Source organism: Actibacterium sp. D185-2 (genome assembly GCF_054954595.1).
Map to the genome: position 1 here is coordinate 476,559 of NZ_JBPWNX010000002.1, position 25,208 is coordinate 501,766.

Consider the following 25,208-nt stretch of genomic DNA (forward strand, 5'->3'; position numbering starts at 1 on the left):
TGTAGTCCGCGCGGCGCCGGTTCGATCCGGCGTCGGCGCGCTTGTCTCAGCTACACCCGGACGTGCCGCCGCAGGTGTTGCATTTCATGCAGGTGCCGTTGCGCACCAGCGTGTAGTTGCCGCAGTCGCCGCACGGGTCGCCCTCGTACCCCTGCATCTTCGCCTTGACGCGCAGGTCCATGTCGACCGCCCCGCTGGCCAGCCCGGTGGCGACGGTCCCCACTTCGGGCACCAGCGTCTGCAGCGTGGCCATCGGATCGGCCGAACTGTCCAGCGCGGTGGCCCCCATGCCGCCGCCCTGCAGCACCACCAGTTCCTGCGGCATCCGCTTGCGCAGATACCCGGTCGAGCTGATCTGCTTCAGCACCTGCAATGATTTCGAAGCCGCACTTTCCGACATCTCCTTGATGTTGGACACGCCCTCTTCCTCGCCCCGGCCGATATCGTCGAATGTGGCGCCTTCGGGCTTCACATGCGCCAGATCGGTCCGGTCGAGATAGGACACCGCCAATTCGCGGAAGATGTAGTCCAGGATCGAGGTCGCGTTCTTGATCGTCTCGTTACCCTGCACCATGCCTGCCGGTTCGAACTTGGTGAAGGTGAAGGCGTCGACGAACTCTTCCAGCGGCACGCCGTATTGCAGGCCGACCGACACGGCGATGGCGAAGTTGTTCATCATCGCGCGAAAGCCGGCACCTTCCTTGTGCATGTCGATGAAGATTTCACCAAGCTGGCCGTCCTTGTATTCGCCGGTGCGCAGGTAAACCTTGTGCCCGCCGACGATGGCCTTCTGGGTATAGCCCTTGCGCCGCTCGGGCAGCTTTTCACGGCCGCGCGCCACCTCTTTGATCACCACTTTCTCGATGATCTTTTCGGCCAGCATGGCGGCCCTTTCGTGGGGGCTGCCGGTGGCAAGCACCTCTTCGGCCTCCTCGTCATCCTCGACCAGTGCAGAGGCCAGCGGCTGCGACAGTTTCGATCCGTCGCGATACAGCGCGTTGGCCTTCACCCCCAGCGACCACGACAGTTCATAGGCGTTCTGGCAATCCTCGATCGTGGCGTCATTGGGCATGTTGATGGTCTTGGAGATCGCCCCCGAGATAAAGCTTTGCGCCGCCGCCATCATGTAGATGTGGCTGTCGACCGACAAAAAGCGCTTGCCCTTCTTGCCGCAGGGATTGGCGCAATCGAAGATGTGGTAATGCGCGGGCTTCAGGAACGGCGCGCCTTCCAGGGTCATGGTGCCGCAGACATGATCGTTGGCCGCCTCGATATCGGCACGGGTAAAGCCCAGATGCTGCAGCAGATCGAAGGTGGGATCGTTCAGCTTGGCCGCCGGGATGCCCAGGGTGCCGGTGCAGAACGCCTCGCCCAGGGTCCACTGGTTGAACACGAAGCGGATGTCGAAGGCCGACGGCAGCGCGGCCTCGATCTTTTCCAGCTCGTTCTGGCCGAAGCCGTGGCCGATCAGCGAGGTGTGGTTGATGCCGGGGCAATTGCCCAGCGTGCCGTGACCCACCGCATAGCTGACGATCTCTTCGATCTGGGCGCTGCCGTAACCCAGCCCCTCAAGCGCGGCGGGAACCGAGCGGTTGATGATCTTGAAATAGCCGCCACCGGCCAGTTTCTTGAACTTCACCAGCGCGAAATCGGGCTCGATCCCGGTGGTGTCGCAATCCATCACCAGCCCGATCGTGCCGGTGGGCGCGACCACCGACGTTTGGGCATTGCGGTAGCCGTGCTTTTCACCAAGCGCCAGCGCCTCGTCCCAGGCGCCCATGGCCAGTTCGACCAGCCGCGCTTCCGGGCAGTTGGCATGGTCCAGCGGCACCGGCTTGACCGCCAGTTCCTCATACCCGTGACCGTTGCCGTAGGCGGCGTTGCGGTGGTTGCGGATGACGCGCAGCATGTGCTGTGCGTTGCGGGCATAGCCCGGGAAGGTGCCCAGCTCGCCCGCGATTTCGGCCGAGGTGGCATAGGCGACGCCGGTCATGATCGCGGTCAGCGCACCGGCCATGGCCCGGCCTTCGTCGCTGTCATAGCCGAAGCCCATGTTCATCAGCAGCCCGCCGATATTGGCGTAGCCCAGCCCCAGCGTGCGGAAGTCATAGGACAGCTGCGCGATTTCCTTGGACGGGAACTGCGCCATCATCACGCTGATTTCCAGCGTCAGGGTCCACAGCCGCGAGGCGTGCATGTAATCCTCGGCCTGAAACGCGCCGTCCTGATAGAAGGTCAGCAGGTTCATCGAGGCCAGGTTGCAGGCGGTATCGTCCAGGAACATGTATTCCGAGCACGGGTTGGAACCGCGGATCGCACCATCTTCGGGGCAGGTGTGCCAGGCGTTGACCGTGTCGTGATACTGGATGCCCGGATCGGCGCAGGACCAGGCGGCGTGGCCGATCTGTTCCCACAGATCGCGGGCCTTGATGGTCTTGGCGATCTTGCCGTCGGTGCGGCGGATCAGTTCCCAGTCGTCGTCGTTCTCGACAGCCTTCAGGAAGGCGTCGGTCACCCGGACGGAGTTGTTGGAGTTCTGGCCGGAGACGGAGCTGTAGGCCTCGGAATCCCAATCGGTGTCATAGGTCGGAAACTCGATGCTGGCATAACCCTGCTTTGCGTAATCCAGCACCCGTTTGACATAAGCCTCGGGGATCGCGATCTTTTTGGCCGACCGGATCGCAGCTTTCAGCGCCGGGTTGACCTTGGGGTCATAGGCGTCTTCGGCCTTGCCGTCCCAGGTGCCGATCGCTGCGAAAATCTTGTTCAGATGCTCTTCGTGCATCTTGGACCCGGCCACGAGCGAGGCAACCTTTTGCTCTTCCTTGACCTTCCAGTTGATGAATTCCTCGATGTCGGGGTGGTCGGCGTCGCAGATCACCATCTTGGCCGCGCGCCGCGTGGTGCCGCCCGACTTGATCGCGCCCGCCGCCCGGTCGCCGATCCGCAGGAACCCCATCAGGCCGCTGGACTTGCCGCCGCCCGAAAGCTTTTCGCCCTCGGCCCGCAGGCTGGAGAAGTTGGTGCCGGTGCCCGAGCCGTATTTGAACAGCCGCGCCTCACGCACCCACAGATCCATGATGCCGCCATCGCTGACCAGATCGTCCTTGACCGACTGGATGAAGCAGGCGTGCGGCTGCGGGTGCTCATAGGCGGATTTGGAGCGGGTCAGCTTGCCGGTCTTGTAATCCACGTAATAGTGGCCCTGCCCCGGCCCGTCGATGCCGTAGGCCCAGTGCAGGCCGGTGTTGAACCACTGCGGGCTGTTGGGGGCTGCGCGCTGGGTGGCCAGCATATAGCGCATCTCGTCGAAATAGGCGCGCGCGTCGTCCTCGGTGCTGAAATAGCCGCCCTTCCAGCCCCAATAGCACCACGCGCCCGCCAGCCGGTCGAACACCTGCTTGGCCGAGATTTCACCGCCAAAGCGTTCGTCCTCGGGCAATTCTTCCAGCGCCTTGTCGTCGGGCACCGAACGCCACAGGAACTCGGGCACGCCCTGTTCCTTTACCTTCTTCAGCCGTGCCGGCACCCCGGCCTTGCGGAAATACTTTTGCGCGATCACGTCCGACGCGACCTGGCTCCAGCCTGCCGGGATCTCCACATTGTCCAGACCGAACACGACGGTGCCGTCAGGATTGCGAATCTCGGATGTGGTGGTGGTGAAATCCAGTGCGCCATAGGCGCGGGTGTCGGCTGTGGTGAATTTGCGTTCGATTTTCATCTTCTGCCCCGTCGCATTTTTTTCAATCCCGTGGGCTTTCGGCGAACCGTTGCGCCTTGCCCCTTTTTTCGTGCCGGCAGACCCGCGACAGACAACAAGACCCCCTCGCCGCGCAAACCTCTGCGGCGACTTTACCCCGGGCGATGCCCGCGGCGGTATGTGAGGTTTTATCCCGCCTCCCGTGGCGGACACAAAATGTTGTGGTGCGCCTGCCGGCCTATACAAGGTGGCGTAGGTAGAGGGGTCGGGTCAACGGAAAAATTTGAACCAAATGCCGGTTTTTATCGTTGACCGAATGGCCAGTCTCTGGGCCGGGTTATCCCAGCAATGATTCATTTCTGTAACAGGGTCTGAGGATAAATCTGGGGAGAACCCGAAAACCGACCACAATATATCGGGTTACCCGTCAGAGCTTGAGCTTTCCGTGACCTTTGAAAAGGTTAACGCCCCTCTGCCTGGGCTGGCGCAGATTTTTTTGGCGCAGGCCCGACACAAAGCTGTAAACGCGGGTGGTTCGGTCACTGCTAAGTGTTGGTCGGGACGGCAAGATTCGAACTTGCGACCTACGGTACCCAAAACCGTCGCGCTACCAGGCTGCGCTACGCCCCGATCCGCCGCTTCCATAGCTCCACTGGCCGGGGAAGAAAAGGCCTAAGGCACAGTACAGGGCCAGGCCGCCCTCGCCCCCAGTGCCGGATGGCGCAGCACACTGCCCTCGGTAATTCCGATGCGGCGCGCAAGCCCGCCGTTGATTTCCAGCACCGCCAGCACGTCGTCGCCGCCATCGATCGGTGTGACATCCAGCGGGCGCGCGTTTTCGTGGATATGTGTCACCGTACCGGTGGCATCCAGAAAAATCATGTCGAGGGGAATCAACGTATTCTTCATCCAGAACACCGCGCGTTGCGGGGCGGGATAGACGAACAGCATACCACGGCTGGCGGGCAGGCTGTCGCGCTGCATCAGCCCCTGGGCACGCTCGGCCGGATCATCGGCAAGTTCGATCTGAAACCGGGCCTGCCCCCAATCGCCTTTCAGCGTCACCGCGGTGTCGGAACATTGTGCGCCGACCGGCCCGGCGATCAGCGCCAGGCCAAGCACAAGCGCCGCTTTCAATCCGCGTCGCCAGCCCGTTCGAAGACCGCAGTTTCCCATGAACTCACCGTCGTTGCCATCCGCCCGCGCTTACCGTCAACCACGCGCAGGCACACCGCCTCGCCCGGTTGCAGATCGGCCAAGCCCGACCGGCGCAGCACCTCGATATGCACAAACACATCTTCGGCGCTGCCGAAGACATTTGCAAACCCAAAACCCTTGCCCTTGTCGAACCATTTGACGCGGGCGGGTTCCAGCGGCATCGCGGCCAGATCCTCGGGCGCCACTGTGGCCAGATCGTCCAGCGTACCCCCCATTGCCGCAATCTCGGGCGGCTCGATGCGCAGCACCTGGGTGGCCTGCATGCCACGCTCGGTATCTTGAATCCGAAGCTCTATTCCGGCGGCGTCGGCCACCGAGCTTTGGCCGAAATTCCGCAGCACATTAGCGTGCAACAGGATGTCGGGGCCACCATCGTCGGCGACCACGAATCCAAACCCCTTGCCGGGGTCAAACCATTTCACCCGGCCCATGATCGTGCGGATACCGGTGTCGTCCTGTTCGCTCATAGTCTTGTGTTCGCATTTTTGTTCGTGAGTGCCCCGCGCTCTGTTGTGACAGACACGGCGTAGACTGCAAGCCATTTTTGTTATTGTATTTCCTATGGTTGCATTTCGCGATGCGTGAATGTCAGGGGTTGAGACGCTGAATTTCCCAACTGTCGCCCAGTGTTTCCCGCCGCCAGCGGAACCGGTCATGCAGCCGGAATGCGCCATCGGCCCAGAACTCGATTTCCACCGGCCGGATCCGATAGCCGCCCCAGAAGGGCGGACGTCGCGGCGCCATGCCCTGCTCGGCCGTTACCCGCGCGACCTCGGCCATCAGCGCCCCGCGCGAACTGAGCGGCTGCGACTGTTTCGAGGCCCAGGCCCCCAGTCGGCTTTTCAAGGAACGCGAGGCGAAATAGGTATCCGCCTGCGGCCCCTCCTCGCGTTCGGTCACGCCGCGCACCCGGATCTGGCGGCGCAGGGATTTCCAGTGCAGCACAAAAGCGGCCTGTCCGGCACCGTCGATTTCCGCGGCCTTGGCACTGTCGTAATTGGTATAGAAAACAAAGGCGTCCGCCTCGATCTCTTTCAACAGCACCATGCGCACATTGGGCAGGCCCGCCGCATCCACCGTGGCAAGCGCGATGGCGTTGGGATCGTTCGGTTCGGATTTTTCGGCCTCGGCCATCCAGGACCGGGCCAGATCGAACGGATCGTCACCCGCGAAAATTCCGCTGCGTTCTGTCATAAACCCCTCCATCGGATGACGGCACGTAAGATTTTTTACCAGACGGTCAATGGAAACACCACATCCCGACGCCCTTGATGGACCGATCTGTTTGCCCTAAACCTCTGACACTCCGTAAAGGTCGTCGAGGGGCACCGAATGTCAACGAAACTAATGGAAGGGAAGCGCGGCCTTATCATGGGGCTGGCGAATGATAAGTCCATCGCGTGGGGGATCGCCCGCGCCTGCGCCGAGCATGGCGCGCAGATGGCGTTTTCCTATCAGGGCGAGGCCCTGAAAAAACGTGTGGCGCCGCTGGCCGCGCAGGTCGGATCGGATCTGGTGGTTGAATGCGATGTCAGTAACGAGGCCTCGATCGACGCATTGTTCGAGACGCTGGCGCGCGAATGGGGCAAGCTGGACTTCATCGTTCACGCGATCGGCTTTTCCGACAAGAACGAGCTGCGTGGCCGCTATGTCGATACCAGCGCGGAAAACTTCCGGATGACAATGGATATCTCGGTCTATTCCTTCACCGCCGTGGTCCGCCGCGCCGAGAAGCTGATGACCGATGGCGGATCGTGCCTGACGCTGACCTATTACGGCGCCGAACAGGTGATGCCGCATTACAACGTGATGGGCGTGGCCAAGGCCGCGCTGGAAGCGTCAGTAAAATACCTGGCCGAGGATCTGGGCAAGGACGGGATCCGCGTCAACGCGATTTCCGCCGGTCCGATCAAGACGCTGGCCGCCTCTGGCATCGGCGATTTCCGTTATATCCTGAAATGGAACGAGCTGAACTCGCCGCTGCGGCGCAATGTCACGCAGGACGATGTCGGCAAATCGGCGGTCTATCTGTTGTCCGATCTGGGGTCGGGCACGACAGGCGAGAATCTGCATGTGGATGCGGGCTATCATGTGGTCGGCATGAAGGCGGTCGATGCGCCCGATATCGACGCGGTGACCGGCCGCAAGAACGGCAACGGGGAATAACCCATGAGCGACCGCCTGCCCCACGAAAAAGGCTTTCACATCAGTTGGGATCAGATCCACCGCGACAGCCGCGCGCTGGCCTGGCGGCTGGACGGGCGCGGCCCCGACAATGGCGCCTGGCGTGCCATCGTCGCGATCACGCGCGGCGGCATGGCCCCGGCGATGATCATCGCGCGCGAACTGGACATACGGGTGATCGACACGATCTCGGTCAAATCCTACAACCATCAGGCCCAGACGGATGCCGTCGTGCTGAAGGCGCCCGATGCGGCCACGGTGGGCGACGGCACCGGCATTCTGGTGATCGACGATCTGGTGGACAGCGGCAAGACGCTGGAACTGGTGCGCAAACTGTATCCCAAGGCGCATTTCGCCACCGTCTATGCCAAGCCCAAGGGCCGCCCGCTGGTTGACACGTTCATCACCGAGGTCAGTCAGGACACCTGGATTTTCTTCCCCTGGGACATGGCCTTGCAATATGTCGAGCCCTATCGGGGCACGGAATAAGCACATCGCGGACCGCGCCCTTGCGGGCCGTGCGCGCCGGTGGTCAGATGCAGCCCAAGCAAACCGGGCGATAGCCGCCCCGTGCCGGAGACCGCGATGACCCATCCCCTGAACCCCAATCTTGCCGCCACCTTTCCGCCCCCGGTGATCGAGGCGCGGCGCTGGTTGCAGGGGGTGGCCTTCCCCAAGGACCGCCCGCTGCTGAATGTCAGTCAGGCCGCCCCGGTCGATCCGCCCCCGCGCGCGCTGCGCGAAGCGATCGCCGATGTGGCGCTGAACCTGCCCGAAGCGCATCTGTACGGCCCCGTTCTGGGCCTGCCGGCCTTGCGTGAACGGCTGGCCGCCGACTGGTCCGTCGCCTATGGCGGGGCGATTGCGCCGGGTCAGGTCGCGATCACCTCGGGCTGCAATCAGGCGTTCTGTGCGGCGATGGTCACGCTGGCCCGCGAAGGGGATGAGGTGATTCTGCCAACACCCTGGTATTTCAATCATAAAATGTGGTTCGACATGGGCGGGGTCCGGGCCGTGCCGCTGGCCACCGGCGACAGTCTGATCCCCGACGCAGAGGCCGCCGCCGCGCTGATCACCCCGCGCACCCGCGCCATCGTCCTGGTCACCCCGAACAATCCCGGCGGCGTGGAATACCCGACCGAAACCGTGCGCGCCTTTTACGAGTTGGCGAAATCGCGCGGGCTGGCGCTGATCGTCGATGAAACCTACCGCGATTTCGACAGCCGCAGCGGCGCGCCGCACGATCTGTTCACCGATCCCGACTGGCCCGACACGCTGATCCATCTCTATTCCTTCTCCAAGGCCTACCGGCTGACCGGGCACCGGGTCGGCGCGATGGTCAGTTCGTCCGCGCGGCTGGCCGAGGTCGAGAAGTTCCTGGATACCGTCACCATCTGCCCCAACCAGATCGGGCAGCACGCCGCCCTGTGGGGGATGGAGAACCTGGCGCAATGGCTGGCCGGCGAGCGGGCCGAGATCCTCGATCGTCGCGCCGCGATCGAGGAGGGCGCGCCGCGCCTGCCCGGCTGGCGGCTGCTGGGGGTGGGCGCCTATTTCGCCTATATCGAGCATCCGCACCCCCTGCCCTCGGATCTGCTGGCGCAGAAACTGGTGCAGCAGGCGGGCGTTCTGATGCTGCCCGGCACCATGTTCATGCCCGAAACCGACCCCGCCGGGGCACGGCAGCTGCGGGTGGCCTTCGCCAATATCGACCGGGCGGGCATCGGCACGCTGTATGACCGGCTGGCCGCCTTCGCCCCATGATGCTTGCGGCCCTGTAAGCAACCCCTTACACAGCCACGACAGAATGCGGGCTATGGAAGGGCGCAAAGCGATGAGCGTGGGCAAGAAAACCGGCAATATCCTGGTTTGGGGTATCCTTTTGCTGCTGGTCGCCGGTCTGACCGGCTTCGGCGTCACCAATTTCGGCGGGTCGGTGCAAAGCATCGGCACGGTCGGCGACACCGAGATCACGGTCGATTCCTATTTCAGCGCCCTGACCCGCGAATTGCGCGCCGCCGAAGAGCAGAGCGGCAACCGCATGACCCTGGCCGAGGCCGAATCGCGCGGCCTTGTGACCCGCGCCCGCAGCAGCGTGATCACCGATACGACGCTTGACAACGAAATCGCCGGGATGGGAATTTCGGTGGGCGACGAACAGGTGCGGGCCCAGCTTCTGGCCTATGACGCGTTCAAGGGCCCCGACGGCGCGCTCGACCGCGAAGCCTATCGCTTTACCCTGCAGCAAAACGGGCTGACCGAAGCCGAGTTCGAGGAAACCCTGCGCGGCGACACCGCCCGCGCGCTGCTTCAAGGGGCCATTCTGGCCGGCACGGTCGCGCCCGACGCCTACGGCAAGGTGCTGTTCGACTATATCGGCGCGCGCCGCAGCTATGCGCTGATCGAACTGACGGCGGCCAGTCTGGATGCGCCGGTGGGCGCGCCCGATGCGGCCCAGCTTCAGGCCTATTACGACACGCACACCGCCGATTTCACCGCCCCGGCCAGCAAGACGATCACCTATGCCTGGCTGACCCCCGACATGCTGATCGACAGTATCGAGGTGGACGAGGACACCCTGAAGGCGCTTTACGACGCACGGATCGACGAATTCATGCAGCCCGAACGGCGACTGGTCGAGCGGCTGGTCTTCCCCAGCGAGGCCGAGGCGCAGGCCGCCAAGGACCGGCTGGACGCGGGCGAGGTCACGTTCGAAACGCTGGTTCAGGAACGCGGGCTGCAACTGTCCGACGTCGATCTGGGCGATGTCGCCCGCGCTGATCTGGGCGCTGCGGGTGACGCGGTCTTTGCGCTGGACGCCCCCGGAGTGGCGGGCCCGCTTGCCAGCGATTTCGGCCCGGCGCTGATCCGCATGAACGCGGTGCTGGAGGCGCGCGAGATCAGCTTTGGCGACGCCGCCCCCGATCTGCGGGCCGAGCTGGCGCTGGACCGCGCACGCCGCCGCATCGCCGACGGCATCACCGATATCGACGACCAGCTGGCCGCCGGCGCCACGCTAGAGGAACTCGCGCGCGACACCGACATGCAGCTTGGCACCCTCGCCTATTTCGACGGGCAGGATCAGGATATCGCCGGGTATGACGCCTTCCGCGCCGCGGCTGCGGCGGCACAACAGGGCGATTTCCCCGAAGTCGCCGATCTGGAGGATGGCGGCATTTTCGCCCTGCGGGTCGATGCCGAAAACCCCGCGCAGCTGCGCCCGCTGGACGATGTGCGCGACGACGCCGTGGCCGGTTGGCAGGCTCAGGAAACCATCCGCCAGCTGTCTGAAAAGGCGGCCTCGCTCAAGGCGCTTCTGGACGCGGGCGACGCAATAGAAACGCTGGGCCTGACCGTGGAAACCGCCGAGGCCGTCACCCGGGGCGGCGTCGCCCCGCCCGAACTGACCGAGACCGTCTTTGCCCTGCCCGCCGGTGCCGGCGCCATCGTGCCCGCCGAGACCGGCGCCGTCTATCTGGTACAGGTCACCGCGGTTCTGGCCGCCGATGCGGACGATCAAAGCGCCGCCTTTCTGAAAGGCGCGCTGGAGCAGCAGGCCGGGCAAGGCATCGCCCAGGATCTGTTCACCTATTTCACCCAGTCGCGCCTGACCGAGGCCGGGCTGACCCTGAACGACGCGGCAATCCGGGCCGTGCATACACAATTCCCGTGAGGCCCAGATGGCGGCGCTGATCCCTTCCTTCGACGCATTCGAGGCCGACTTTGCCGCGGGCCGCAATCAGGTGATCTATGCCCGGCTGGCGGCCGATCTGGACACGCCGGTCAGCCTGATGCTGAAACTGGCCGGCGCCCGCAAGGACAGCTTCATGCTGGAATCGGTCACCGGCGGCGAGGTGCGCGGCCGCTATTCGGTGATCGGCCTGAAGCCCGACCTGATCTGGGACTGCCACGGCACCCGAAGCCGGATCAACCGGCAGGCCCGGTTCGATCCCGACAGCTTTGACGATCTGGACGGCGCGCCGCTGGACACACTGCGCGCGCTGCTGGCCGAGAGCCGGATCGACCTGCCCGACAACCTGCCCCCGATCGCGGCCGGGCTTTACGGCTATCTGGGCTATGACATGATCCGGCTGGTCGAACACCTGCCCGACGTGAACCCCGACCCGCTGAACCTGCCCGACGCGGTGATGCTGCGCCCCTCGGTGGTGGCAGTGCTGGACGGGGTCAAGGGCGAGGTCACGGTGGTCTCGCCCGCCTGGGCCGGATCCGGCCTGACGGCGCGGGCGGCCTATGCCCAGGCCGCCGAACGGGTGATGGACGCGGTGCGCGAACTGGAACGCCCGATCCCCGATGCCAGCCGCGATCTGGGCGACGCGACCCCGGTCGGCGATCCGGTATCGAACTTCACCAAGGCGGGCTATATGGCAGCGGTCGAGCGGGCCAAGGATTACATTCGCGCCGGCGACATCTTTCAGGTCGTGCCCGCGCAGCGCTGGCGGCAGGAATTCAAGCTGCCGCCCTTCGCGCTTTACCGCAGCCTGCGCCGCACCAACCCCTCGCCCTTCATGTTCTTCTTCAACTTCGGCGGCTTTCAGGTGATCGGCGCCAGCCCCGAGATCCTGGTGCGGCTGCGCGAGGGCGAGGTCACGATCCGCCCGATCGCCGGAACCCGCCCGCGCGGCGAAACCCCCGAAGAGGACCGCGCGCTGGAGGCCGACCTGCTGGCCGACCAGAAAGAACTGGCCGAGCATCTGATGCTGCTCGATCTGGGGCGCAACGATGTGGGCCGGGTGGCCAGGATCGGCACCGTGCGCCCGACCGAGAAATTCATCATCGAACGCTACAGCCATGTGATGCATATCGTCTCCAACGTGGTCGGCGAACTGGCCGAGGGCGAAGACGCGCTGTCGGCCCTGCTGGCAGGCCTGCCGGCCGGCACGGTCTCTGGCGCCCCCAAGGTGCGGGCGATGCAGATCATCGACGAGCTGGAGCCCGAAAAGCGCGGCGTCTATGGCGGCGGCGTGGGCTATTTCAGCGCCGATGGCGACATGGACATGTGCATCGCCCTGCGCACTGCGGTGCTGAAGGACGAGACCCTGTATATTCAGGCCGGCGGCGGGGTGGTCTATGACAGCGACCCCGAGGCCGAGTTCCAGGAGACGGTGAACAAATCCAAGGCGATCCGCCGCGCGGCCGAGGATGCCGGTCTGTTCGCCCGCACCTCCAACAGCTGACCGCCTGCGGCTGAATCGAGCGCCTGCGGCGCACACCTTTCAGGGCACTTCGTGCCGCGTGTTTCGCGCTGCGCGCGAGAGTATTTGACACTGAGAAGAAATGGGAAAGAGTCCCCCCCTTCTTTTTCGTCCAAATATCCCCGCCGGAGGCACCGCGCCGCCACAGGCGGCGCACAGCAATGACATGCGCCGCAGGCGCGCAATCGGATCACCGACCGCGCAGGATCGCCGAAACCGGGGCCATCTGCACCTCGGCGCCCTTGCCTTCCAGCGCCCAGGCGAACAGCGCCGTGACGGTTTCGGCATAGCTGTGTCCGACCATGATCACATGCCCGTCCTGCGTGGCCTTGAAGGCGGCGCGATCCAGATAGCGGCGGATAGTCGGCGCCGTTTCGCGGTTGGCGTCCAGCGTGCGGAACACCAGCCCAGCGGGCACATCGGCGCTTTGGGCGATCTGTTCGGCCGTGTTCAGACCACGGTCATAGGTGATTACGCCATGGCCACTTTCCTTCACGATCGCCATCAGCTGGCGCAGCAGCGGCCGGTTGGTCTGGAACCCGCCGGTTTCGGGATCCATCACCGCAACCGTCTGCGGCAGGTCTGACAGATAGCTGGTCAGCGCGACCTCCAGGTCCTGCGGCGTGGCGCCCTGCGGCATCCCGCCGGTCAGCAGCACCACCTCGAACCCCGCCGCCCGGTAGTCGGCCAGCGCCTCGGCCGCGTCGGGGCGGGAGGCGTCGATGGCGAAGGTCACCGGAAAGGTGAAGGTGGTCAGCGCGGCGCGGTCCAGCCCGTCCGGCCCCGCGTCGATCAGGATGACCGAAAACAGCGGCGTGCCATCCTCGGGCTGGAACGGCGCGCCGTAGCGGGCCAGCGCCCCCAGCCGGGCCGGATCGGGGCCTGCGGACGCGCCTTCCGGCGCCTCTTGTTCGGGCCCGCCCGCGCCGATCGTCGGCAAGCGTCCGATGCGCACCCCCGGCGTCGGGATATCGAGTGCGGGCACTGGCACGCCGATCCCGACCGGCGGCGTTTCCGCAGGTGGCACCGCCGCGTCCGACCGCGGCGCGGGCGGGTTTTGCGGGGCCACCGGTGGCATCTCGGTGCCGGGCGCGGGCGGGCTGACCGGCGCGGGGCCGGGCTGTACCGGCGCCTCGGCCATGGCCGGCAGATTGACGGCACCGGTTTCACCCGTCTTGGGCGCGGTCATCGCGTCGGGGGTGTCGATCCCGGCCTTGGGGGTAATGGCGGGTGTGGTGTCGGGGGCGGGCCGGGTCGCGATTCCGGCCGGCGCGGGCGCGTCCGGGGCGGGTGCGGGGACCACGGGCGTATCCGTGCCGGGCATCCGCCCCGGGGTTTGGGGCGCCGGGCGGTTGAACTCCGATCCCGGTGCAAGCTCGGCCGAGCCGGTCGCCGGGGCCTTGGCCGGCGCGGCCGCAGGTTCGGGCACGGCTGGCAGGCTGTCGGGTTCGGCGGTTGTGTCCAGCACAGGCGGCGTGGCGGGCGCGCCCCGCAGCGCCGGCATTTCCGGCATCGGCGCCAGCAACGAGGCCACGATCAGCCCCACGCCTGTCGCCACCACCCCCCAGATGAGACCGCTTGCTACGCCTCTCATGTCCCTGTGCCTCCGTCTGTTTGCCGTCTGTTTACATCCGGCCTGCCCTGTGGCCGCTCTGCCCTTGACCCCGGCACGCGGCTCTGAACATGTATAGCCCGACCACGCGCGGGGTTCACCCCAAATTCACCAAGGGCGCCTTCATGCTGCTGCTGATAGATAATTACGACAGTTTCACCTATAATCTGGTCCATTATCTGGGCGAGCTGGGCGCCGATGTGCTGGTCCGGCGCAACGACGCGCTGGACGTGCAGCAGGCGATGGCGCTGCACCCGTCTGCGATCCTGCTGTCGCCCGGCCCCTGCGATCCGGCGCAGGCCGGGATCTGCCTGGCGCTGACCCGCGCCGTCGCCGAGACCCGCACGCCGCTGATGGGGGTTTGCCTGGGTCACCAGACCATCGGCGAGGCATTTGGCGGCCATGTCGTGCGGGCGGGCGCGATCGTACATGGCAAAATGGGGCAGATGCATCATGACGGCACCGGTGTCTTCGCCGGCCTGCCGTCGCCCTTCGCGGCTACCCGCTATCATTCCCTGATCGTCGAACGTGCAAGCCTGCCCGATTGCCTGGCGGTCAATGCCTGGCTTGAGGATGGCACGATCATGGGGCTGCGCCACAAGGACCTGCCGATCCACGGCGTGCAGTTCCACCCCGAAAGCATCGCGTCCGAGCATGGCCACGCGCTGCTGCGGAATTTTCTGGATATGGTGAAGGTCCCGGCATGAGCGGCGCCCTCAAACCCCTGATCGGCTTTGCCGCCGACCGCGCCCTGACCCGCGCCGAGGCCGAGGCCGCCTTCGAGATCCTGTTCGCGGGCGACGCCACACCGGCCCAGATCGGCGGCTTGCTGATGGCGCTGCGCACCCGCGGCGAAACGATCGAGGAATTCGCCGCCGCCGCCGCCGTGATGCGCGCCAGGTGCCGGGCCGTGACCGCCCCCGAGGGGGCGATGGATATCGTCGGCACCGGGGGCGACGGCAAGGGCACGCTGAACATCTCGACCGCCACGGCCTTCGTGGTGGCGGGCGCGGGTGTGCCTGTGGCCAAGCATGGCAACCGCAACCTGTCGTCGAAATCCGGCGCGGCGGATGCGCTGGGACAGATGGGCATTCACGTGATGGTCGGCCCCGGTGTGGCGGAACGCGCGCTGGCCGAGGTCGGGATCTGCTTCATGATGGCGCCGATGCATCACCCGGCGATGGCGCATGTGATGCCCGCCCGGACCGAACTGGGCACGCGCACGATCTTCAACATCCTGGGGCCGCTGACCAACCCGGCAGGCGTCAGGCGGCAACTGACCGGCGCGTTTTCGCGCGCCCTGATCCGCCCGATGGCCGAAACCCTGCGCGAGTTGGGGTCCGAAAAGGCCTGGCTGGTGCATGGCGGCGATGGCACCGACGAGCTGTCGATCGCGGGGCTGTCCTGGGTCGCGGCGCTGGAGGATGGCGAGGTGGCCGAGCGCGAGTTGCACCCCGAAGAGGCCGGCCTGCCGGTACATCCGTTCGAGGCGATCCTGGGCGGCACGCCCGAGGAAAACGGCCACGCCTTCCGTGCGCTTCTGGACGGGGCGAAATCGGCCTACCGCGATGCGGTTTTGCTGAACGCCGCCGCCGCGCTGGTGGTGGCCGACAAGGTCACCACCCTGCCCGAAGGTGTTGAAATGGCTTCGGAAAGCATCGACAGCGGCGCGGCTCTGGCCAAGATCAGAGGCCTTGCGAAAATCACGACGGAGGCCGCATGAGCAGCACCATTCTGGACAAGATCAAGGCCTACAAGCTGGACGAGATCGCCGCCGACAAGGCCGCGCGCCCGCTGTCGCAGGTCGAGGCCGCCGCGCGCGACGCAAGCCCCGTGCGCGGTTTCGCCCAGGCGCTGCGCAAGGCGTCGGCCACCGGATACGGCCTGATCGCCGAGATCAAGAAGGCCAGCCCGTCCAAGGGTCTGATCCGCGCTGATTTCGATCCGCCCGCGCTGGCCCGCGCCTATGCGGCCGGCGGCGCCACCTGCCTGTCGGTGCTGACCGACACGCCCAGCTTTCAGGGGGCCAAGAGCTATCTGACCGCCGCGCGCGACGCCGTCGCGCTGCCCGCCTTGCGCAAGGATTTCATGTACGACCCTTATCAGGTGGCCGAGGCGCGCGCGCTGGGGGCGGACTGCATCCTGATTATCATGGCGTCCGTGTCCGACGCCCAGGCGGCGGAACTGGAAGAGGCCGCGCGGGGCTGGGGCATGGACGCGCTGATCGAGGTGCACGACGCACCCGAACTGGACCGCGCCCTGACCCTGAAATCGCCGCTGATCGGCATCAACAACCGCAACCTCAAGACCTTCGAGACGACGCTGGACACCACCCGCAGCCTGGCGCGCGGGATCCCGTCGGACCGGATGATCATTTCGGAAAGCGGGCTGAACACACCGGACGAGCTGGCCGATATGGCCCGCCATGGCGCGCGCTGCTTCCTGATCGGCGAAAGCCTGATGCGCCGCGATGACGTGGCCCAGGCCACCCGCGATCTGCTGGCCAATGCGGTGGAACCGGTCTGATGCCCGAACTGACGCATTTCGACAGCCAGGGCCGCGCCCATATGGTCGATGTCTCGGACAAGCCGGTAACCGCGCGGGTAGCCGTGGCCGAAGGCTGCGTGAAGATGCGCACCGATACCCTTGAAATGATTACCGAAGGTCGCGCCAAAAAGGGCGACGTTCTGGGTGTGGCGCGGCTGGCCGGGATCATGGGCGCCAAGAAGACGTCCGAACTGATCCCGCTGTGCCATCCGCTGCCGATTACCAAGGTCACGGTCGATCTGACCCCCGATGCGGCATTGCCCGGTGTGCGGATCAAGGCCACGGTCAAGACCTCCGGCCAGACCGGTGTCGAGATGGAGGCCCTGACCGCGGTTTCGGCCGCTGCCCTGACGCTGTACGACATGATCAAGGCGGTCGAGAAAAGCATGGTCATTTCCGATATCCGCCTGACGCTGAAAGAAGGCGGTAAATCAGGTCGTTACGAGGCAGAGTGATGATTTCAGTCGAGGCGGCGCTGGCGCGGATATTCGATCTTGTCGCCCCGCTGGGGGTCGAAGATGTCGCCTTGGCCGAGGCCGCGGGCCGTGTCCTGGCCGCCCCCGTCGCCGCCCGGCGCGATCAGCCGCCCTTCGCCGCCGCGGCCATGGATGGCTATGCGCTGAACGCGGTCGAGGCCGAGACGGACGCCCAGTTCAAGGTGATCGGCACCGCCGCCGCCGGGCACGGGTTTGCGGGCCGCGTCGGCCCCGGCCAGACCGTCCGCATCTTTACTGGCGCGCCAGTACCCGAAGGCGCGGACCGGGTGATCATTCAAGAGGATACCAGCCGCAGCGGCGATATCATCACGCTGGGCCATGCGCTGGATCGCGGTCCGCATATCCGCCCCGCCGGGGCCGATTTCAAGGTCGGTGACCGGATCGACGCGCCGCGCCGCCTGTCGCCCGCCGATCTGGCGCTGCTGGCGGCGATGAACGTGGCGCAGGTGCCGGTGCGCCGCCGCCCCGTGGTCGCGATCATCGCCACCGGCGACGAACTGGTGATGCCTGGCGAGGCCCCCGGCCCCGATCAGATTATCGCCTCCAACGGGTTCGGACTGAAGGCAATGGTCGAAGCCGAAGGCGCCATTGCCCGGCTGCTGCCGATCGCGCGCGACGATGCGGCGTCTCTGAAGGCGGTGTTCGCGCTGGCGCGCGGCGCCGATCTGATCCTGACCATCGGCGGTGCGTCGGTGGGCGATCACGATATCGTCGGCGCGGTCGCCGCCGAGCTGGGGATGAAGCAATCATTCTACAAGGTCGCGATGCGGCCGGGCAAGCCGCTGATGGCCGGGCATCTGGCCGGGTCCGCGATGATCGGTCTTCCGGGTAATCCTGTATCTTCTATGGTTTGCGGGCATGTGTTCGTTCTTCCCGCGATCCGGGCCATGCTGGGCCTGGGTGCCGCGCCCGCGCCGCGCCTGCATGGGAAACTGGCCGTCCCGCTGGCCGAAAACGGCCCGCGCGAACATTACATGCGCGCCCGGATCACGGCGGCGGGGCTGGCCCCGTTCGACCGTCAGGACAGCGCGCTTTTGACCATTCTGTCGCAAGCCCGGGCCCTGATCCTGCGCCCGCCCCACGATCCAGCGCGCGCGATTGGCGACATGGTTGACTATCTGCCGCTGTGATCGCGCGGGTTGACACAAAACGGGAACATGCGTAGAACAAGGGTGAACAATGCCCCGGCTTGACGGGGGCCCGTGATCCTGAGGAGCCGCGCATGCTGACCCGCAAACAGTTGGAATTGCTCGAATTCATCCATACGCGCCTGCAACGTGACGGGGTGCCGCCCTCGTTCGACGAAATGAAAGAGGCGCTGGATCTGCGATCCAAATCGGGTATTCACCGGCTGATCACCGCATTGGAAGAGCGTGGCTTTATCCGCCGTCTGGCCCACCGCGCCCGCGCGATCGAAATCATCAAACTGCCCGATGCGATGGGGCATACAGGCTTTGCCCCGCGCGTCATCGACGGCGACGCGCCCCCACCCCCGCCCGCCGCTGCAATGCCGGTCGATGCGGTGCATGCGCTGGAACTGCCGGTGATGGGCCGTATCGCCGCCGGCACCCCGATCGAGGCGATCAGCGAGGTGTCACATACTGTGGCGGTGCCCGGCTCTATGCTGTCGGGGCGCGGGCATCATTACGCGCTGGAGGTCAAGGGCGATTCGATGATCGACGCCGGGATCAATGACGGCGATGTGGTGGTGATCCGCGAACAAGGCACTGCCGAGAATGGAGAGATCGTGGTGGCCCTGGTCGAAGGTCACGAGGCGACGCTGAAACGGTTTCGCCGCCGCGGCGACATGATCGCGCTTGAGGCGGCCAACCCGGCCTATGAAACCCGGGTGCTGCGATCCGATCAGGTCAAGGTACAGGGCCGTCTGGTCGGGCTAATCCGCAGCTACTGAGCCGCTATTGCACCCAGGGCCGGCGGCCCGCCCGCGCCTTGGCACTGATAAGGATCGGCCCGTCCGCCCCCGCCCACACCGCGATCGCGCCGGTTTGCGCCAGTTTACGCTGGTCGAACAGCACGCAATCGCGCGGCACGGGCTGTTTCAGCCGCTGCGGCACGATCACCCAGCCGGTGGCGCAGGCCTCTTCCAGCCGCTCGGCCCAGCCGCGCCCCGACAGATGCACGAAGGGCTGGCCCGCGACCTCGGTGCGCAGGAACCCTTTGGCGCCGCGCAGACCGGGACGGGCAAAAGCCACGTCCTGCGCAGCGGCGTCGCCGTCATTTTCCAGCCAGATCCGCACGGTGAACCCGTCACCGCCGGGTTTGCTCAGGGCCCGACCGTCCGGGGTCATCACCCCGATCAACCCACCGGTTTCCGCAATCAGCAGCGCCGGGCGCGCGGCCTGCGACCACAGAATCAGGCTCAGCCCGACCGGTACCAGCCCCGCCAGCCGCATCCGGCCCTGCCACAGCATCAGCCACAGCATCCCCAGCGCCAGCAGCGGCAGCACCCATCCGCCGGGCATCACCACCGGCCAGGTCGCCCCGTCCAGCCCCGCGACCCAGCCCGCGACCCCCAGGATCCATCCGATCCCCAACCGCATCGCCGCAAACCCGACAAAGGCCAGGCCGAACGGTGCCAGCACACCGGCCAGCACCGCCGCCGGGATCACCAGCGTGCCCATCAGCGGCACCGTCAGCAGATTCGCCAGCAGCCCGTATTGCGCCACCTGATTGAAATGCGCGGCACCGATCGGGGCGGTCGCCGCCCCCGCCACCGCCGAGGAAATCACCACCGCCAGCACCGGGCGCAGGATGCGCGGCGGGCGCCAGCGATCCTCGGGCCAGTCGCGCAGCGCCCCGAACACCGCCACCAGCGCGGTGGTTGCGGCAAAGGACATCTGGAACCCCGGGCCGGTCAGGCTTTCGGGTTGCAGCACCAGCACGATCAGCGCCGCCAGCGCCACGGCGCGCAGGGTCAGCGCCCGGCGGTCGGCCAGCACCGCGCCCAGCATGACCGCAACCATGACAAAGGCGCGCTGGGTCGCGACGTTGCCGCCCGACAGTGCCAGATAAACCGCCGCCGCCAGCAATGCCAGAACGGCAGCCAGCTTGCGCACCGGCAGGCGCAGCGCCAGCGGCGGGATCAGCGCCAGCCCATAGCGCAGCGCGGCGAAGACGAACCCGGTCAGCAGCCCCATATGCAAGCCCGAAATCGCCAGCAGATGCGCCAGATTGGCGTCGCGCAGCGCCTGTAACGTCGGCTGCGACATGGCCGAGCGGTCGCCGGTCAGGATTGCGGCGGCGAAGGCGCCCGCGTCGCCGGGCATGCGCGCCCGAATCGCCGCAGACAGCATCATGCGGCTGCGGTGGATGAACAGTCCCGCCTGCCCCGGCCCCACCGGCGCGATCAGCACCGCCGGGCTGCGGGCATAGCCGACCGCCCCCAGCCGGTCGAACCAGGCCCGGCGCTGAAAGTTGAAGCCGTCTGGCTCGGCTGGCGCGGGTGGCGGCGACAGATGCGCCGTCAGCGCCACGATCTGCCCCGGCATCGGGTCGAACACGCCATGCGTGCCGTGAAGCGAGACGCGCAGCCGCAGCGGCGTTTCATCGGCGGGCACCCGTTCCATCCAGACCCGATCCAGCGTCAGTCGCGGCACGTCGGATTGCGAGCGGTCGATGGCAATCACCCGCCCCTCGACCGCGCCGTAAAATCGGTATTTCAGCACCGGGGCCGCGACAAGATGGCTGCGCGCGCCCGCCAGCAGCAGCCCCGCCAGCAGCAGCACCAGCGCGATCAGCAGCGGCGCCTGCCGCTCGCCCCCCAACCGCAGCGCGCACAGCCCGGCCAGGGCCAGCGCGCCCAGCCCGGCCCAGTGCCACGGCCCGGGCTCGGCCGGCAGGGCAAAATACAGCCCCACGCCGAGGGCCATCGCCACCGGCGCCCAAGGGAAAAGATGCCCCCGCTGGGCCGCAATGGCGTCGAGGGCGCGCATGGCTTGTCCTCTCCTGCCCGATTGATTACTCAAGCGCCAACGCTATGTCCCAATAAGTTTCCAGAAGGTTAACGCGCCCATGTCCGAGGCCCAGGTCGTCACCCGTTTTGCCCCGTCGCCCACCGGCTTTCTGCATATCGGGGGCGCGCGCACAGCGCTGTTCAACTGGCTTTATGCCCGCGGCCGCGGCGGCAAGTTCCTGCTGCGGATCGAAGATACCGACCGCGCCCGCTCAACCCCCGAGGCAACCGCGGCGATCCTGAAGGGGCTGACCTGGCTGGGGCTGGACTGGGACGGCGATGCAATCAGCCAGTTTGATCGCGCCGACCGCCACGCCGAGGTCGCGCATCAGATGTTGGACGCCGGGTACGCCTATAAATGCTTTGCCAGCCAGGATGAAATCGCCGCCTTCCGCGAGGCTGCCAAGGCCGGGGGACGCTCGACCCTCTATCAATCGCCGTGGCGCGATACCGACCCGGCCAGCCACCCGGATGCGCCCCATGTGGTACGGCTGAAGGCCCCGCGCGACGGCGCCACCGTGATCCGCGATCAGGTTCAAGGCGACGTGACCTGGGCCAATGATCAGCTCGATGACATGGTTCTGTTACGTTCGGACGGCACACCCACCTATATGTTGGCTGTGGTGGTGGATGACCATGACATGGGCGTGACCCATGTGATCCGGGGGGATGACCACCTGGCCAATGCGGCGCGTCAGATGCAGATCTATCACGCGATGGGCTGGGACGTGCCGGTCTTTGCCCATATCCCGCTGATCCATGGCCCCGATGGCAAGAAGCTGTCCAAGCGCCACGGCGCGCTGGGGGTCGAGGAATATCAGGCCATGGGCTATCCGGCGGCGGCGATGCGCAACTATCTGGCGCGGCTGGGCTGGAGCCATGGCGACGATGAATTCTTCACCGACGAACAGGCGAAAGCGTGGTTCGGATTCGAGGGAATCGGCAAATCCCCCGCCCGGTTCGATTTCAAGAAGCTGGAAAACCTGTCGGGTCAGCATATCGCGGCCAGCGACGATGCTGCGCTGCTGCACGAGTTGGAGGGGTTTTTGCAGGCCACCGGGGCGGCGTCCTTGACGGCCGCGCAAAAAGACGGGCTGGCCCGCGCCTTGCCCTTCGTCAAGGTGGGGGCGAAAACTTTCCCCCAACTGATTGAAAAGGCCTATTTCGTTCTGGAAGCCCGGCCCTTCGTCCCGGACGAAAAAGCGGCCAGGTCACTCGATAATGTATCCCGTGGTATACTGACGGAATTGACGCCGCATCTGCAAAATGCTAGCTGGACGCGAGACGCGCTGGAAGCGACTGTGGCCACGTTTGCGCAGGCCCATGACCTGAAGCTGGGCAAGCTTGCCCAGCCCTTGCGCGCGGCGCTTGCGGGGCGAACGGTATCGCCCAGCGTATTTGATATGATGATTGTCATCGGACGGGACGAAACACTTGCCCGGATCGCTGACGTGAAGTCCTGAGCGGGGTCCATGGTCCGCTTTTTAACGACACCGACCGGCAGCGTCGACATGCCGGTTCTTCTGAGGGGACAAGAATGGCAGACAGCACCAAGACCGCAACGCTGAGCTTCGACGGCAAGACCCTGGAGCTTCCGATGTATTCGCCCACCGCCGGGCCGGATGTCATCGACATCACCAAGCTTTACAGCCAGGGCGGCGTGTTCACCCACGATCCGGGCTTCACCTCGACCTCGTCCTGCGAATCCACCATCACCTTCATCGATGGTGACAAGGGCGAGTTGCTGCATCGCGGGTACCCGATCGATCAGCTGGCCGAAAAATCGCATTACCTTGAGGTCTGCTATCTGCTGCTCTATGGCGATCTGCCCACCGCCGCCCAGCTGGAAGATTTCGAATTCCGCGTCACGCGCCACACCATGGTGCACGAGCAGATGCACAAGTTCTTCTCGGGCTTCCGCCGCGACGCACATCCGATGGCCGTCATGGTCGGCGTGGTCGGCGCGATGTCGGCCTTCTATCACGACAGCACCGATATTTCCGACCCCTGGCAGCGCGAGGTCGCCTCGATCCGCCTGATCGCGAAAATGCCCACCATCGCGGCGATGGCCTATAAGTACACGATCGGCCAGCCTTTCGTGTATCCGCGCAACGATCTGGACTATGCCTCGAACTTCCTGCGCATGTGCTTTGCGGTACCGGCCGAGGAATACGAGGTGGACCCGATCCTGAGCCGCGCCATGGACCGGATCTTTACCCTCCATGCCGATCACGAGCAGAACGCCTCGACCTCGACGGTGCGTCTGGCGTCGTCCTCGGGGGCGAACCCGTTCGCCTCGATCGCGGCGGGCATTGCCTGTCTGTGGGGCCCTGCCCATGGCGGCGCCAACCAGGCCTGTCTGGAAATGCTGCGCGAAATCGGCACCGTGGATCGCATCCCCGAATTCATCGCCCGCGCCAAGGACAAGAGCGATCCGTTCCGCCTGATGGGCTTCGGCCACCGGGTCTATAAGAACTTCGACCCGCGCGCCAAGGTGATGAAGCAATCCGCAGACGAGGTTCTGGATCTGCTGGGTGTCGACAACAACCCGACGCTTCAGGTCGCCAAGGAACTGGAAAAGCAGGCGCTGGCCGATCCGTATTTCGCCGAGAAGAAGCTGTTCCCGAACGTGGATTTCTACTCCGGCATCATTCTGGAGGCGATGGGCTTTCCAACCTCGATGTTCACGCCGATCTTCGCGCTGTCGCGCACCATCGGCTGGGTCAGCCAGTGGAAAGAGATGATCTCGGACCCGGCACTGAAAATCGGCCGTCCGCGTCAGCTTTATACCGGGCACACCCTGCGCGACTATGTCGAGGTGGAAGACCGGTAAACCGACCCCAACCGATTGAAAAAGGCTGCCCGTTGGGGCAGCCTTTTTCATTGGGAAAAATCTTCCCGAAGATTTTTCAGGCCGAAGAAAATTCGGGAGTTTTCTTCCTGCCCTGCCTTACCGACCCTCGAACCGGGCCGGGCGTTTTTCCAAAAAGGCCAGAACGCCCTCTTTGAAATCGCGGGTGTTGCCACAGATACCCTGCAGCCGCGCCTCGACCAGAAGCTGCTGTTCCAGATCGTTGCTGAACGAGGCCCGCAACGCCTCTTTCACCTTGGCATAGGCCACGGTCGGCCCGGTGGCCAACGCGGCGGCGCGCGCCTTCCAGTGGGCGTCGAACCCGTCGGCGGCGACCGCTTCCCAGATCATGCCCCAGTCCACAGCCTGCTGCGCAGTGATCGAGTCCGCGAACAAAGCCGCCCCCATGGCGCGCGCGAACCCCACCTGGCGCGGCAACCAATAGGTGCCGCCCGCGTCGGGGATCAGCCCGATCCGGGTGAACGCCTGGGAAAAGCTGGCCACGTCCGACGCGATCACCACATCGGCGGCCAGCGCCAGATTGGCCCCCGCCCCCGCCGCCGGACCGTTCACCGCGGCGATGGTCGGCACCGGACAATCAAAGATGCGCCGCAGCATCGGCACGTATTCATCACGCAGGGTGCGCTCCATGTCACCCCGGGCGGCGTTGGCGTCATCGCCCAGATCCTGACCCGCGCAAAAGGCCCGCCCGGCCCCGGTCAACACCAGCACCCGCGCCTCTTCGCCGGCGACCCGCGCGGCATGGGCGATTTCGGCCCGCATCTGGCTGTTCAGCGCATTCATCTTGTCGGGCCGGTTCAGCGTCAGAACCGCCACGTCATGTTCGATCGTCAGCAGGATGGTCTGATAGTCCATCGCGTCTCTCTCCCCCTCGTCCCATGTCGCGCCAGCATAGGCCGGAGCGCCGGTCAGGGAAGCGAAACGCGGGGTCACGGACGCATTATTTCCTTCAGCCGTGCCGCCTCGGCCTCGGTCAGCGCGTCGCGCGGCGGCTCTTCGGCACGGCGGCGGCCACGCAAGTAGAAAAAGCCGATGATCAGCGCGATCACGAACATCAACGGCCCCGCGATCCACAGCAGCAGATTGGCGCCGGTGGCGCGCGGTTTCAGCAGTACATATTCGCCGTAGCGGTCCACGACGAAGGCCACGACCTGTTCGTCGCTGTCTCCCTCGCTCAGCCGGTCGCGCACCAGAACACGCAGGTCGTGGGCCAGTTCGGCATTCGATTCGTCGATGTTTTCATTGCGGCACACCAGACAGCGCAGTTCCTTGGAAATCTCGCGTGCGCGGGCCTCCAGCGTCGGGTCGGCCAGCATCTCGGCGGGTTCCACCGCCAGCGCCATCGGCGCGGCCAGCATCAGGCACAGCGCCAGGATCAGGTGTTTCATGCGC

21 protein-coding genes and 1 tRNA gene are annotated in these 25,208 nt (G+C 65.7%); 13 read left to right on the plus strand and 9 right to left on the minus strand.

The genetic code is table 11. From position 1 onward, the window contains the following. Positions 1-46 precede the first annotated feature (46 nt). The 5 genes from ACSR1C_RS05880 to pdxH form a co-directional block, all read right to left on the minus strand. The gene (locus tag ACSR1C_RS05880) at positions 47-3,721 is read right to left on the minus strand and encodes a vitamin B12-dependent ribonucleotide reductase (protein ID WP_460258407.1); all 3,675 of its coding nucleotides are present in this window, start codon (positions 3,719-3,721) and stop codon (positions 47-49) included. 532 nt (positions 3,722-4,253) lie between these two features. After that, positions 4,254-4,330, minus strand: a tRNA-Pro gene (locus tag ACSR1C_RS05885). A 42-nt stretch (positions 4,331-4,372) separates the two neighbouring features. Then, positions 4,373-4,837 (minus strand): DUF192 domain-containing protein, encoded by a 465-nt coding sequence (locus ACSR1C_RS05890; RefSeq protein ID WP_460258408.1) that lies wholly within the window; start codon positions 4,835-4,837, stop codon positions 4,373-4,375. Next, positions 4,834-5,385 carry a cold-shock protein gene (locus ACSR1C_RS05895; RefSeq protein WP_460258409.1) on the minus strand — a complete coding sequence of 184 codons (552 nt, stop codon included), beginning with the start codon at positions 5,383-5,385 and terminating at the stop codon, positions 4,834-4,836. Before ACSR1C_RS05895 ends, ACSR1C_RS05890 begins: the two co-directional genes overlap by 4 nt. A gap of 121 nt (positions 5,386-5,506) precedes the next feature. After that, complete coding sequence (gene pdxH, locus ACSR1C_RS05900) at positions 5,507-6,112, minus strand: pyridoxamine 5'-phosphate oxidase (protein ID WP_460258410.1); 606 nt, start codon at positions 6,110-6,112, stop codon at positions 5,507-5,509. Between the two features lie 138 nt (positions 6,113-6,250). On the opposite strand from pdxH, the gene fabI reads away from it, so the two are divergent. The 5 genes from fabI to trpE all read left to right on the plus strand — a co-directional run bounded on the left by fabI (position 6,251) and on the right by trpE (position 12,297). Next, on the plus strand, positions 6,251-7,084 hold the full coding sequence (fabI, locus tag ACSR1C_RS05905; RefSeq protein ID WP_460258411.1) for an enoyl-ACP reductase FabI: 834 nt from the start codon (positions 6,251-6,253) through the stop codon (positions 7,082-7,084). A gap of 3 nt (positions 7,085-7,087) precedes the next feature. Beyond that, a complete protein-coding gene (gene gpt, locus ACSR1C_RS05910) occupies positions 7,088-7,591 on the plus strand; it encodes a xanthine phosphoribosyltransferase (protein WP_460258412.1) in 504 nt (167 codons plus the stop codon). A 96-nt stretch (positions 7,592-7,687) separates the two neighbouring features. Then, a complete protein-coding gene (locus ACSR1C_RS05915) occupies positions 7,688-8,866 on the plus strand; it encodes an aminotransferase (RefSeq protein WP_460258413.1) in 1,179 nt (392 codons plus the stop codon). 52 nt (positions 8,867-8,918) lie between these two features. Further along, on the plus strand, positions 8,919-10,775 hold the full coding sequence (locus ACSR1C_RS05920; RefSeq protein ID WP_460258414.1) for a peptidyl-prolyl cis-trans isomerase: 1,857 nt from the start codon (positions 8,919-8,921) through the stop codon (positions 10,773-10,775). Between the two features lie 7 nt (positions 10,776-10,782). Next, a complete protein-coding gene (gene trpE, locus ACSR1C_RS05925) occupies positions 10,783-12,297 on the plus strand; it encodes an anthranilate synthase component I (RefSeq protein ID WP_460258415.1) in 1,515 nt (504 codons plus the stop codon). 208 nt (positions 12,298-12,505) lie between these two features. On the opposite strand, the gene ACSR1C_RS05930 is transcribed toward trpE, so the two are convergent. Next, positions 12,506-13,909 (minus strand): divergent polysaccharide deacetylase family protein, encoded by a 1,404-nt coding sequence (locus tag ACSR1C_RS05930; RefSeq protein WP_460258416.1) that lies wholly within the window; start codon positions 13,907-13,909, stop codon positions 12,506-12,508. 143 nt (positions 13,910-14,052) lie between these two features. Between ACSR1C_RS05930 and ACSR1C_RS05935 the strand changes: the two genes are divergently transcribed. The 6 genes from ACSR1C_RS05935 to lexA all read left to right on the plus strand — a co-directional run bounded on the left by ACSR1C_RS05935 (position 14,053) and on the right by lexA (position 18,883). Continuing rightward, entirely contained in the window at positions 14,053-14,634 is a 582-nt protein-coding gene (locus ACSR1C_RS05935) for an aminodeoxychorismate/anthranilate synthase component II (RefSeq protein WP_460258576.1), read from the plus strand. Continuing rightward, entirely contained in the window at positions 14,631-15,650 is a 1,020-nt protein-coding gene (trpD, locus tag ACSR1C_RS05940) for an anthranilate phosphoribosyltransferase (RefSeq protein WP_460258417.1), read from the plus strand. Before ACSR1C_RS05935 ends, trpD begins: the two co-directional genes overlap by 4 nt. Further along, a complete protein-coding gene (gene trpC / locus ACSR1C_RS05945; protein WP_460258418.1) occupies positions 15,647-16,453 on the plus strand; it encodes an indole-3-glycerol phosphate synthase TrpC in 807 nt (268 codons plus the stop codon). The genes trpD and trpC overlap by 4 nt, the downstream gene beginning before the upstream one ends. Then, positions 16,453-16,929 carry a cyclic pyranopterin monophosphate synthase MoaC gene (gene moaC / locus ACSR1C_RS05950; RefSeq protein ID WP_460258419.1) on the plus strand — a complete coding sequence of 159 codons (477 nt, stop codon included), beginning with the start codon at positions 16,453-16,455 and terminating at the stop codon, positions 16,927-16,929. Before trpC ends, moaC begins: the two co-directional genes overlap by 1 nt. Beyond that, positions 16,929-18,101: a molybdopterin molybdotransferase MoeA gene (locus tag ACSR1C_RS05955; RefSeq protein WP_460258420.1), complete on the plus strand. Its 1,173-nt coding sequence runs from the start codon at positions 16,929-16,931 to the stop codon at positions 18,099-18,101. Before moaC ends, ACSR1C_RS05955 begins: the two co-directional genes overlap by 1 nt. Before the next feature lie 92 nt (positions 18,102-18,193). Continuing rightward, the gene (gene lexA / locus ACSR1C_RS05960; protein WP_460258421.1) at positions 18,194-18,883 is read left to right on the plus strand and encodes a transcriptional repressor LexA; all 690 of its coding nucleotides are present in this window, start codon (positions 18,194-18,196) and stop codon (positions 18,881-18,883) included. Between the two features lie 4 nt (positions 18,884-18,887). Here lexA and ACSR1C_RS05965 read toward each other — a convergent pair whose 3' ends face one another. After that, positions 18,888-20,924, minus strand: coding sequence for a ComEC/Rec2 family competence protein (locus ACSR1C_RS05965; protein WP_460258422.1), 2,037 nt, complete (start codon positions 20,922-20,924; stop codon positions 18,888-18,890). 79 nt (positions 20,925-21,003) lie between these two features. Here ACSR1C_RS05965 and gltX point away from each other — a divergent pair, with 79 nt between their 5' ends. Together gltX and gltA are read left to right on the plus strand one after the other, a co-directional pair. After that, entirely contained in the window at positions 21,004-22,407 is a 1,404-nt protein-coding gene (gene gltX / locus ACSR1C_RS05970) for a glutamate--tRNA ligase (protein ID WP_460258423.1), read from the plus strand. Positions 22,408-22,481: 74 nt separating this feature from the next. Beyond that, positions 22,482-23,777, plus strand: a complete 1,296-nt coding sequence (gene gltA / locus ACSR1C_RS05975) for a citrate synthase (protein ID WP_460258424.1) — start codon at positions 22,482-22,484, stop codon at positions 23,775-23,777. Positions 23,778-23,894: 117 nt separating this feature from the next. Here the strand turns inward: gltA and ACSR1C_RS05980 are convergent, their stop codons facing one another. Together ACSR1C_RS05980 and ACSR1C_RS05985 are read right to left on the minus strand one after the other, a co-directional pair. Beyond that, positions 23,895-24,671 carry an enoyl-CoA hydratase-related protein gene (locus ACSR1C_RS05980; RefSeq protein WP_460258577.1) on the minus strand — a complete coding sequence of 259 codons (777 nt, stop codon included), beginning with the start codon at positions 24,669-24,671 and terminating at the stop codon, positions 23,895-23,897. Between the two features lie 74 nt (positions 24,672-24,745). Then, complete coding sequence (locus ACSR1C_RS05985) at positions 24,746-25,204, minus strand: cytochrome c-type biogenesis protein (RefSeq protein ID WP_460258425.1); 459 nt, start codon at positions 25,202-25,204, stop codon at positions 24,746-24,748. Between the last annotated feature and the right edge of the window lie 4 nt (positions 25,205-25,208).